General features: G+C 41.8%; 9 protein-coding genes. 8 read left to right on the forward strand and 1 reads right to left on the reverse strand.

What is annotated here, in order from left to right; translation table 11 throughout:
* Positions 1–4 precede the first annotated feature (4 nt).
* The gene (locus tag H5993_RS03845) at positions 5–859 is read left to right on the forward strand and encodes an aldose 1-epimerase family protein (RefSeq protein ID WP_204776289.1); all 855 of its coding nucleotides are present in this window, start codon (positions 5–7) and stop codon (positions 857–859) included.
* 213 nt (positions 860–1,072) lie between these two features.
* Here the strand turns inward: H5993_RS03845 and plsY are convergent, their stop codons facing one another.
* A complete protein-coding gene (gene plsY, locus H5993_RS03850) occupies positions 1,073–1,693 on the reverse strand; it encodes a glycerol-3-phosphate 1-O-acyltransferase PlsY (protein WP_180869576.1) in 621 nt (206 codons plus the stop codon).
* 191 nt (positions 1,694–1,884) lie between these two features.
* Between plsY and parE the strand changes: the two genes are divergently transcribed.
* The 7 genes from parE (at position 1,885) to H5993_RS03885 (ending at position 11,434) form a co-directional block, all read left to right on the forward strand.
* Positions 1,885–3,852, forward strand: coding sequence for a DNA topoisomerase IV subunit B (gene parE, locus H5993_RS03855; RefSeq protein WP_204776290.1), 1,968 nt, complete (start codon positions 1,885–1,887; stop codon positions 3,850–3,852).
* A 53-nt stretch (positions 3,853–3,905) separates the two neighbouring features.
* Positions 3,906–6,323: a DNA topoisomerase IV subunit A gene (gene parC, locus H5993_RS03860; RefSeq protein ID WP_204776297.1), complete on the forward strand. Its 2,418-nt coding sequence runs from the start codon at positions 3,906–3,908 to the stop codon at positions 6,321–6,323.
* A 103-nt stretch (positions 6,324–6,426) separates the two neighbouring features.
* Positions 6,427–7,356, forward strand: a complete 930-nt coding sequence (locus tag H5993_RS03865) for a manganese-dependent inorganic pyrophosphatase (protein ID WP_204776291.1) — start codon at positions 6,427–6,429, stop codon at positions 7,354–7,356.
* Positions 7,357–7,442: 86 nt separating this feature from the next.
* Positions 7,443–9,203, forward strand: a complete 1,761-nt coding sequence (locus H5993_RS03870; protein ID WP_204776292.1) for a LytS/YhcK type 5TM receptor domain-containing protein — start codon at positions 7,443–7,445, stop codon at positions 9,201–9,203.
* Positions 9,200–9,937, forward strand: a complete 738-nt coding sequence (locus H5993_RS03875) for a LytR/AlgR family response regulator transcription factor (RefSeq protein ID WP_204776293.1) — start codon at positions 9,200–9,202, stop codon at positions 9,935–9,937. Before H5993_RS03870 ends, H5993_RS03875 begins: the two co-directional genes overlap by 4 nt.
* Positions 9,938–10,280: 343 nt before the next feature.
* Positions 10,281–10,700 (forward strand): CidA/LrgA family protein, encoded by a 420-nt coding sequence (locus H5993_RS03880; protein ID WP_180869568.1) that lies wholly within the window; start codon positions 10,281–10,283, stop codon positions 10,698–10,700.
* Positions 10,701–10,702: 2 nt separating this feature from the next.
* The gene (locus H5993_RS03885; protein ID WP_204776294.1) at positions 10,703–11,434 is read left to right on the forward strand and encodes an LrgB family protein; all 732 of its coding nucleotides are present in this window, start codon (positions 10,703–10,705) and stop codon (positions 11,432–11,434) included.
* Positions 11,435–11,617: the final 183 nt, after the last annotated feature.

Below are 11,617 nucleotides of genomic sequence, written 5' to 3' on the forward strand. Positions count from 1 at the left end.
AAAGATGATCGTATTAAAAAATGATCAACTTCAAGTTAAAATCGCTGAGCATGGTGCTGAATTTCAAAGTATTTCCGATGGAAAACGCGAATATCTTTGGCAAGCTGATCCAGCTAGTTGGCACCGTAAAGCACCGGTCCTTTTCCCTTTTGTTGGCCGACTGAAGGATAATCACTATACTTTTGCTGGTCAACAATTTGAACAAAAACAACATGGATTTGCCCGGGATATGGAATTTAAAGTCCTTAAGGCTTCACAAACTAAAGTTACCTTGCAGTTAAAAGATAGTCTAGCTACCCGGAAGCATTATCCGTTTGCGTTTGTGCTTGAAGTTACCTATTCGCTCCAAGGAAAGCGGTTAGTAGTTGATTATCAAGTCAAAAATCCTAGTGCTGAGCAAACTTTACTTTATTCATTAGGTGCTCATCCGGGCTTTAAGATAGTGGACCTCCAAAAAACTAGTTTGATAATTAGTCCGGCCAAAAATTATGGTCGAATTAAGCTGGATGGACCATTCAGCGATCTTGTTCATTGGGAAAATCAAGATTTTACCCGGCCAATCAAGTTGAATCGCGACTTATTTAAAAATGATGCCATCATCTTAGCTACTGAACGTCAAGGGGTAACTGTAACCTTAAAAGAAACTGATAATCATGGGGTGCAATTAATTCAACCAGATGCACCTTTTGTGGCAATCTGGTCATCCTATCCCGCTCAAGGAGATTTTGTTTGCTTGGAAAGTTGGTGGGGAATTGCTGATTCCCTAACGAGTACTGGTAACCTAGAAAATAAGGCGGAAATTATGCGACTTGCACCTGGACATGACCGGCACCATCGATATGAAGTTGAGGTTTTTTGAGTCGACACAATTAAGTTAAAATAGAGAGAGGCCGGGAAGAAACTAATGTTTCTTCCCGGCCTCTTGTCATCTCCGAATGTTACTCAGTAACTAAGGTCAAAAAGCACGGCCTTAGTGGATAAGTGCGAACGAAAGGTCGATTCTAATGAACCAACCTTCGTCCTTCTTATCCCAACCAGGCCGTCAAGGAGCTTTTTTCCCAACCTCTCTATTTTATTTTGCATCGTTTTTTTTACTAATATGATATACCAATCCGAAATGGACGAGGGATTCTTTACCATGAATGATGCGGACAATATTTTCGCGATGGAGGTAAAAGACGGCCACCGTTAAGATTCCAGCAACCGTTGCCAAAATCCAGTCGTGAATATAAAGGGCAATGACAAAAATGGTCGTCATCCCGATCATGCTTGCCATACTTGCCATTGAGGTAATTAAAAGTACCCCGATAAAGGTTGAAGCAGCTACTAAAAATAGTCCTGGATTATAAGCAAGCAAAATTCCGGCGCTGGTGGCAACGGCTTTTCCACCATGAAAATGGTCAAAGATTGAAACGGCATGTCCAATCGATGCGAATAATCCGATTAAAAGAGGATTAACGTGGGGTTGGTGAAAAAGATACGGTTGACTAGCTGCTAATGTCCCTTTAAGGATATCCATGAAAAGAACAACTATCCCAGCCTTAAAACCAAGAACCCGGAAGGTGTTAGTAGTTCCAATGTTGCCGCTACCTTCCTTAGTAATATCTTTATGATAAAAAACCTTACCAATCCAAAGACCCGAGGGAATTGAACCGAGTAGGTAGGCAATAATAATCATTAAAATAATTAGCATTTCAAAACTCCTTTTTTACATGCCTTGTTAATATACCACGCTTTGCTAAAACTGACCAGCAGGGCACAAATGTTTGATTTTCGTTTGCAATCGGTCACGTTTTTGCGTATCCTAGTAATTGTTATTTTATAGTTTGGGCTCAGGAGGGAACCTTCTTCCTGACTCAAACTTAGAGGAGGAAGTTGACATTTATGGCAACACAAAAATATGATGAGTCCTCAATCAAAATTTTAAAGGGCTTAGAAGCGGTCCGTAAACGGCCCGGGATGTATATCGGTTCAACTGATACGCATGGACTCCATCACTTGGTCTATGAAATTTTAGATAATGCAGTTGACGAAGCCTTATCGGGCTTTGGTGATGAGATTGCAGTAACCATTGAAAAAGATAACTCAATTACGGTTCAAGACCACGGACGGGGGATGCCAGTTGGAATGCACCCGAGTGGTAAACCAACTCCTGAAGTTATCATGACGGTTTTGCATGCTGGGGGGAAGTTTGGCCAAGCTGATGGATATAAAACCTCTGGTGGGCTCCACGGGGTCGGAGCTTCGGTTGTAAATGCTCTTTCAACCTCGCTAACCTTAACAATTGTGCGAGATCACGTTCGGTACCAGGAAAAGTTTAAAGATGGCGGTCACCCTGTTGGTACTCTTGAAAAAATCGGAAAAACTCGTGAAGGCAATGGGACAACGGTGACTTTTAAGCCGGATCCAACGATTTTTACGACGACGATTTATGATTACAACACGATCGCAATTCGCCTGCGAGAAGCAGCCTTTTTATTAAAGGGTGTTAAATTGACCTTAACTGACAAGCGGGAAGGTCAAGAACGTGCAGACACCTTTCAATATGAACATGGTCTTGAGGACTTTGTCACTTACTTAAACGAAGGAAAAGATACTTTAGGGCAGGTACTTTCCTTTAGTGGTAAGGTTGATGGCGTTGAAGTGGATGTCGCTGCTCAATATAATGATGGCTATACCGAAAATATTCTTTCCTTTGTTAACAACGTGCGGACGCCAGGCGGAGGGACCCACGAAGCTGGTTTCCGTAGTGCATGGACGAAATCTTTTAATGAATTTGCCCGGAAGGTTAATTTATTGAAGGAAAAAGATAAAAATCTTGAAGGAAGCGACGTTCGGGAAGGCTTAACAGCTGTTATTTCGGTTCGAGTACCAGAACGATTATTGCAATTTGAAGGTCAAACTAAAGGCAAACTCGGTACCCCAGAGGCTCGGAAAATAGTTGATATCGTTGTTAGCGAACAACTAGGTTATGCCTTGATGGAAAAAGGTGAGTTTGCTCAAGAGCTAATCAAAAAAGCAATTAAGGCGCGGCAGGCCCGGGAAGCAGCCCGGAAAGCCCGGGATCTTTCTCGAAATGGCAAACGCCGGAGTAAAAAAGAACGGAATTTATCCGGCAAGTTAACTCCTGCCCAATCAAAGAATGCCAAGAAAAATGAGCTTTTCTTGGTTGAAGGTGATTCAGCTGGGGGAAGTGCTAAGCAGGGACGAGATCGAAAGTTCCAAGCAATCCTACCACTCCGGGGAAAAGTCTTAAACACTGAAAAAGCCAAGTTAGACGATGTTTTAAAAAACGAAGAATTGAATACGATCATTTACACTGTTGGTGCTGGGGCAGGGAGTGATTTTGATGTTGCGGATTCAAATTACGATAAGATTATTATCATGACCGATGCTGACGATGATGGGGCCCATATTCAGATTTTGCTACTAACTTTCTTCTATAAGTACATGCGGCCAATGATCGAAGCCGGTAAAATCTACATTGCTTTACCACCACTATACCGCTATCAATCTGGTCGTGGTGCCAAGACAAAAGTTGAATATGCTTGGACTAACGAAGAATTAACTCAGTTAACAAAGCATCATCGTGGCGGTTCTCTCCAACGCTTTAAGGGGCTTGGTGAAATGAATGCGGACCAACTTTGGGAAACGACTATGAATCCAGAAACACGGACTTTAATTCGAGTTCGGATTGAAGACGCGGCGTTAGCGGAGAAACGGGTGACAACCTTGATGGGAAATAAGGTTGAACCACGGCGGGAATGGATTGAAGATAATGTTCAATTTACAGTTGCTGATGACCAAGCTTCTGATCAATTAGTTGAATCCCAAGGACTGGGAAAAAAGTAGAAAGGAAGTAGCTTGTGGAAACACGAATTGAAGAACGTACATTAGAAGATTTAATGGGCGATCGCTTTGGTCGCTACTCAAAATCAATTATTCAGGAACGAGCCCTTCCGGATATTCGTGATGGTTTGAAGCCAGTTCAACGGCGGATCCTTTTCGCCATGAACAAGGATGGTAATACTTTTGATAAGGGATTTCGAAAATCAGCTAAGTCGGTTGGGAATGTCATGGGGAATTTTCACCCTCATGGAGATTCGTCAATTTATGAAGCCTTAGTTCGGTTAAGTCAGGATTGGAAAATACGGGAACCATTAGTTGAAATGCACGGAAATAATGGTTCGATGGATGGGGATCCAGCAGCGGCCATGCGGTATACTGAAGCGCGGTTAAGTAAAATCAGTAATTTGATGTTGCAAGATATCGATAAAGATACTGTTCCAATGACGTTGAATTTTGATGATACTGAAAAGGAACCGATTGTTTTACCAGCACGGATGCCAAACCTATTTGTCAATGGAGCAACCGGGATTTCAGCGGGGTATGCGACTGAAATTCCACCCCACAACCTTGGTGAATTAATTGATGCCTTAATTTACTTATTAGGTCATCCGCAAGCTACAACGGCTGATTTGATGGAATTTGTTCCCGGACCCGATTTTCCAACGGGTGGGATTGTCCAAGGAATCGAAGGGATTCAAAAAGCCTACGAAACCGGGCGGGGACGGATCGTTGTCCGGGCAAAGACTGCAATTGAAGAATTACGAGGTGGTCGGCAACAAATCGTCGTGACTGAAATTCCATACGAAGTGAATAAGGCCCAGTTGGTTAAGCGGATTAATGATTTACGGTTAGCAAAAAAAGTTGAAGGAATTGCTGATGCCCGGGATGAGACTGACCGGAGCGGTTTGCGAATTGCCATTGAATTAAAGAAAAATGCAGATGCTACTGGAATTTTAAATTATTTGTTAATGAATACCGATCTGCAGATTAATTACAACTTTAACATGGTCGCAATCGATGATCATCGGCCAGTTCGGGTTGGCTTGAAGCATTACTTAGGTGCTTACCTAGCTTTCCAACAATCAGTAATTACCAAACGAACTGAGTACAAGCAAAAAAAGGCTCAGGAACGATTGCACATTGTTGAAGGATTGATCAAAGCCCTGTCAATCCTCGACCAAGTAATTAAAACGATTCGGGCAAGTAAAAATAAGGCTGATGCCCAAGCTAATTTAGTAAGGGAGTATGGTTTCACAGATACTCAAGCAGGCGCAATTGTAGCTTTGCAATTGTACCGGTTAACCAATACTGATGTAACGGCCTTAAATGATGAAGCTGATCGTTTACAAAAATCATTAGCCGAATATCACTTGATCTTAAACGATGCTAAAGAACTTAATAAGGTTCTTCGGCAAGAATTACGAGCAGTTAAAAAGGAATTTGCAACTCCCCGGCAGACCCAAATTGAGGCCCATGTTGAAAAACTTACCGTTGATACAAAGGTTACGGTGGCAGATGAAGATGTGATTGTTCTTGTATCAGCAGCTGGTTACATCAAACGGACTAGTCTCCGGAGTTTTAATGCCTCTCCGCTAGACGAGAACGGTCTTAAAGAGGATGATTATCCGCTGTTGATTCAACAAACTAATACCTTAGCTCATCTCTTTGTTTTTACTAGCCATGGGCATCTAATTTACCGGCCAGTGCATGAACTATTTGATGCAAAATGGAAAGAGACGGGGGAACACCTTTCCCAAACGATTGGGCTCCAAGATGATGAGAAAATCGTTAGTGCAATGCTTTTTGAGAGTTTAGATCAAGCTGGAACGGTGATTTTGGCTTCAAGTGATGGTCAAATTAAGCAAACCGCCTTTAAAGAAATTGTCCCTGGTTCCCGTTATAAGAGTCATGCAAGTCAAATTATGAAACTTCATTCAGATGCTGAACGGTTAATAAATGCAATCTACTGTGATCCAACTTATGCTAATCAAAGTATTGTCACAATTAGTCGAACTGGCTATGCTTTACGGTTTGCAGTCGATGAAGTGCCAGTGCAAAGTACTCGAACAGCGGGTGTTCGGGCAATTAACTTAAAGGAAAATGATACGTTAGCCAACATCGCTTTAGTTAGTGATGAATCACGGTTAGCGATCATAACGCAACGGGGAGCTTACAAGGCAATGGCCGTTAGTGAACTTGAAGTTGGTACGCGGGCAAGACGGGGAAACCTAATTCTTCATCGCTTGAAGAATGCCCACTTAGTGGTTGACTTTTTGGCTTATCCAGCTGATTTTACTGGTTCACTAGAAATTATTACTAACCGGCCAGTCATTCAGGACGTGCAAGTTACTGATCATCACCTTGGCGCGCCAAAATCAAATGGTAGTTTTGTAATTGATGATGAAAGCCAAGGCCAACCAGTCCGGATTCAGTTCAAGCAAGTGGTTGCTCAAGGAGAGCAAAGCTTAGTTTAACCGCTTAATTTTTTTGATTAGCCCCTGTTGAATAACACGAGCTCGTGATATTATTAAAGTATCGAGTGCAAATCGCACCAAAATTGGAGGAGGAATCCGCAAAATGAGTAAAGAATTAGTCTTCGGTCACCAAAAGCCAGATACAGATACGATTGCTGCTGCAATGGCTTACTCTTACTACCAAAACCAACTAGGCTATGAAACAGAAGCTGTTGCTTTGGGCGAACCAAATGATGAAACTAAGTACGCCTTAAAAGCCTTTGATCTGGTTGCGCCACGTATTATTACCACGGCGGCAAATGAGGTTGCAAAGGTAATGTTGGTTGACCATAACGAACCACAACAAAGTGTTTCTGACATTGATAAGGTTCAGGTAACCCACGTTATTGATCACCACCGGATTAATGGTTTTAATACGGCTGCACCGCTTTACATGAATGTTCGGCCATATGGATGTGTAAGTACGGTTCTTTATGAAATGTTTATGGATAAGCACATTGATATTCCTGCTAACTTGGCGGGAATGATGCTTTCAGCCATCATTTCTGATACCTTACTTCTGAAGTCTCCAACGACGACTGATCACGATAAGGAAGCCGTGTACGCCTTGGCTAAGTTGGCTGGGGTTGACTACGAAGAATACGGTTTGGAAATGCTAAAGGCCGGAACAAACCTCGCTGCAAAGTCTGATAACGAGATTGTTGATGGGGATGCAAAGACCTTTGAAATGGGCGATTTGACTTTACGAATTGGTCAAGTTAATACCGTTGATTTAAACGATGTTTTTGCTCGCCAAGCAGATCTTGAAAAGGCAATGCAAACTTTAATGGATGCTAACGGTTATGACACATTTGTTTTGATTGTTACTAACATTCTTAACAGTGATTCCGATCTCTTAGTATTGGGTAAGGATACTGACAAAGTTGCCCAAGCCTTTGGTAAGGAATTGGATGCTAACCACCGGATTAACTTACCTGGGGTAGTTTCCCGAAAGAAGCAAGTGGTTCCACCATTGACGGAAGTATTGGGATAAGCTAATCGTAGTTTAATAACAAATTAAAGCGAGCGGTGAGTGGGGATTGAGTTTCTCACTCACCGCTTTTTTGTAGGAAAAGAAATATGATTAACCTTGCAATTTTAGTTGCTGAACAAGTGGGTTTAGTGATTTTATTAGCCTTTTTCTTAGTTAATATCCCCTTATTTCGGCGGATGCTCCTAAATCTAAATTGGCGAAATAAAATTGGTTTATACGTAATCTTTGCTTTTTTTGCCATCCTTTCAAATATGATTGGAGTTTTAATCTCACCTAGTAATGAAATTATTCGCCGAACCTTGCTAATCACGATTCCACATGGCTATTCAGTAGCAAATGTTCGGATCATTACCGTTACCGTGGCTGGAATTGTCGGGGGTCCCTATGTTGGGGGAGCGGTTGGCCTTACTGCGGGTGGTTTTCGGGCCCTTCAAGAGGGCTTTAGTCCCGAGGCGCTTTTCTATATTCCGAGTTCCTTTATTATTGGAATTATTTCCGGATTGTTTTATGATCAACGCCAACAACGTTATTCACCTTTGCGTGCGCGGAATGGTTTTTTTATTGGTTTGATAATGGAATGCATTCAAATGTCATTTGTCCTTTTGTGCAGTCCGACGGGGTGGACTTTAGTTAAGTTTATCGCTTTACCAATGATTTTAATCTCATCAATCGGGACAACTGTGTTTTTAACGATTATTCGCTTTTTTTTCCAACAAGAATTGGCTGCTCAGGCTGCGCAAACGCGGACGGTTTTAAATCTAGCGCTTAGTACGCTACCGCTTTTTAAAAGGGGCTTTACGGCTGAGGCGGCCCAAACAGCAGTCCATCTGATCTATCAATATACAAGTTTTGATGCTGTTAGTATTACCGATCGACATCAGATTTTAGCCTTTGAAGGAGCGGGAAGTGACCATCATTTAGTTGACCAAGACTTGGCAACTGACATTAGTTTAACAGCAATGAACGAGGGAATTGTCGAAGTTGCTAATACAGAAGAACGAATTGGTTGTAAGAATCCAAATTGCCCGTTGAAGTCAGCGGTGATCGTTCCCTTGAGCTTGGGGGATGAAATTATTGGAACCCTTAAGCTTTACTATGTGCAACGATGGCGGCTAACCCCTGTGGAGATTCAATTAGGGACGGGGATTGGTCAGATCTTATCAACTCAAATTATGTTGGGAAGGGCAAGTTACCAAAGTGAATTACTTCGCGACGTTGAAATTAAATCCCTCCAGTCACAAGTAAATCCACACTTTTTCTTTAATGCGATTAACACGATCATGGCAGTAATGCGCCGAGACCCGAAGCAAGCACGAAAACTACTTTTATCGTTAAGTACCTACTTCCGGGATAATTTAATGGGAGCTAGGGAAACTTTAATTCCCCTTGCTCAAGAGTATGAACATGTTCAAGCGTACTTAACCTTAGCCCAAGCCCGCTTCCCTGGTAAATATCAAGTCACCTTTTCTGATTATCCAACAGCCGCTTTGATCCCACCATTTTCAATTCAAGTTTTGGTTGAAAATGCCCTTCGCCATGCCTTTGGTCAGCGTAAAAAAGGTAATCGGGTAGAAGTTACCATTAAACAGTGTGAAACTGAACTTGAGATTACTGTTGCCGATAATGGCCATGGAATTGATCCGGATAAGCTACCTGAATTAGGGAAAAAGGTTGTTGCTTCAAAAGAAGGGAGTGGGACCGCCCTTCAAAACCTGAACGAGCGTCTGCATGGCCTTTATGATCCTCATACAGGATTGAAAATTAAGAGTAGTCCGGCGGGGACGACTGTTAAGATGGAAATTCCATACCAAACACGCAAAACAGAAAGGACTGAACAACAGGCATGAAAGTTTTAATCGTCGATGATGAACCCCTTGCCCGCGAAGAGTTACATTACTTAGTTGCGGATCATCCAGCTGTTGAGGAAGTTTTGGAAGCTGATGGCGTTGCAGAAGCTAATACTACGGTCAATAATCAAAAGCCGGATCTTGTTTTCTTAGATATTAAGTTGGGAGATGGCAATGGCATGGCGTTAGCAAAACGTTGGAAACGCGCATCCTATCAACCAGCGGTAATCTTTGCAACGGCCTATGATCAATACGCCCTTGATGCTTTTGAAGCTGATGCGTTAGATTACATTTTAAAGCCCTTTGATGAAGACCGAGTTCAAGAAGCAATTGATCGGGTTTTGCGAGTTCATGGTCAAAAGCAAGTTGACGAGTCTGTCAACCGACTAAGTTCTCAGGAAAATCCTCGTTTATCAGTTATGGCTGAGGATCTGACTATTGTAATTTCAAAAGAAGAGTTGTGTTATTTGGAAGCTCAGAGTGGAAACGTTTATCTCCACTTGATAAATGGAAAAGAGGTTGTTAGTCGGCAAACCTTAACTAGCCTAACCGAGCAATTATCAACCGAGCAGTTCTTACAAGTTCACCGGTCATACGTAGTGAATCTAAATCAAATTAGCATTCTCCAACCAGCAACTAATCATACGTACGAATTAACAATGAATAATGGTGATAAGGTACCAGTTAGTAGATCTTTCGTTGGTAAATTGAAAGTTGCGCTAGGTTTACAATGATTGCTGTCTTATATACAAACTTTGATAAACGTTAAAATTCAAGAGTTGATTGCAAACTTTAAATTGTGATCGCTCTTTTTTACTCTTGATTGATCATTGATGAACAATCGGCAATGGCATTTTACTTTGCTTTATGGCAACTCGCCAAGCTAAGAGGGCATTTTACCATTGATTTGGGTCGTTCTATGCTAAAGTTAATGCAAAGTAATGAAACTTGATTATAATAGAATTGTTATCTGAGCGAAACAATTAAATTGATTTGGTTTGGAAAATGGTTCTGTGATTAGTTTTATGCTATTATTTTCGCTCGGACAGAACCGCTTGTTGAGAGGAGGAAAATATCATGGAAAAGAAGCAACCAGAAAAGAAGGCTGCCCCAATTTTGGTTCAAATGGGTATTTTTGCAACAATTCTTTTCGTTTCCGCTTTAATTTCCAGTTTATTCCCAAAGAGTTTTGTTGTTCCTACTCCATTAATTGGGATGGTTATTCTTTACATCTTGTTAGCAACTCACATCGTTAAGTTGGAACAAGTTGAAAAGTTTGGGGACTTCATGATTAGTTTGATTGCTTTCATGTTCGTCCCATCTGGTGTTCAATTAGCTGGTAGTTTGGATTTGATGAAGGCTGAAGGTCTCCAAGATATTATCGTTTCCATCATCGCTACGATTATTATCTTAGTTGTAATTGCCTACGTTGGTGCTTTAGTTATCAAGATCCACCAAAAGATTACTGGCCGGACTGATGAAGAGGAGGAGGACTAGTTATGGCTGCAACATTAGCATTACCATTTACGGGGATTTTTATTTCCATTATCGTTTACCTAATTGGGATGTGGCTGTTTGACAAGACGAATGGTTTCTTCCTTTTCACGCCATTACTTGTGGGGATGGTCCTGGGGATCTTAATCTTAATATGCTGGGCTAAGATCGCTGGTACCACAACCGCTAAGATCTACACGACTTACTACAAGCCGGGTGGTGACATTATTTTCTGGTTCTTGAATCCAGCTACGATGGCTTTCGCTATTCCACTTTATCGTCGGAATGATGTCTTTAAGAAGTACTGGCTCGACTGTGTAATTGCTTTGTTTGTTGGTGGTTTTATCTCCCTCTTTGGGATTCACATGGTTGCAAAGCTCTTTGGCCTTTCAGCAACATCCACAGCTGCGATGTTGCCACAAGCCGCAACGACGGCCGTTGCTATGCCAGTTGCCGCTGGTATCGGTGGTGACCCTGCCGTTACTGCGATGGCATGTATCTTGAATGCCGTTGTTATCTACGCCTTGGCAGAATTCTTGATTAAGATCTTCCGCTTGAAGCAAATCCCAAAGGTTGGGACTGGGCTTGGTCTCGGTGCTGCCGGCCACACGGTTGGTTCAGCCAAGGCTGTTCAACTTGGCTCAGTTCAAGGGGCCATGGCATCAGTTGCTGTCTTTGTTATCGCAGTTGCAATGGACATCTTAGTACCTGTTTACTACAACTTGTTCATGCATTAAAATTAACAGCGGCTTAGATAATAATACAAAGTTAAGAGGAGGCTGGGAATTAACTATTAATTTTTGCCCCTCTAACATTAAAATCCGGACTATAATTTTTGCCTTGGGCTATAATGCCCTCTAAGTATACAGATGAAATAGAAAATTCATCTTATGCTTGGAGGGTATTTTTATGTCTAGAAA

Source organism: Limosilactobacillus alvi (assembly GCF_016900115.1).
GTDB classification, from domain to species: Bacteria; Bacillota; Bacilli; order Lactobacillales; family Lactobacillaceae; genus Limosilactobacillus; species Limosilactobacillus alvi.

Coding starts and splice junctions, on each gene's coding strand:
- H5993_RS03865 (WP_204776291.1), top strand. CDS start 6,427: ATGAGTAAAGAATTAGTCTTCGGTCACCAAAAGCCAGATACAGATACG.
- H5993_RS03845 (WP_204776289.1), top strand. CDS start 5: ATGATCGTATTAAAAAATGATCAACTTCAAGTTAAAATCGCTGAGCAT.
- parC (WP_204776297.1), top strand. CDS start 3,906: ATGGGCGATCGCTTTGGTCGCTACTCAAAATCAATTATTCAGGAACGA.
- H5993_RS03885 (WP_204776294.1), top strand. CDS start 10,703: ATGGCTGCAACATTAGCATTACCATTTACGGGGATTTTTATTTCCATT.
- H5993_RS03880 (WP_180869568.1), top strand. CDS start 10,281: ATGGAAAAGAAGCAACCAGAAAAGAAGGCTGCCCCAATTTTGGTTCAA.
- H5993_RS03870 (WP_204776292.1), top strand. CDS start 7,443: ATGATTAACCTTGCAATTTTAGTTGCTGAACAAGTGGGTTTAGTGATT.
- plsY (WP_180869576.1), bottom strand. CDS start 1,693: ATGCTAATTATTTTAATGATTATTATTGCCTACCTACTCGGTTCAATT.
- parE (WP_204776290.1), top strand. CDS start 1,885: ATGGCAACACAAAAATATGATGAGTCCTCAATCAAAATTTTAAAGGGC.
- H5993_RS03875 (WP_204776293.1), top strand. CDS start 9,200: ATGAAAGTTTTAATCGTCGATGATGAACCCCTTGCCCGCGAAGAGTTA.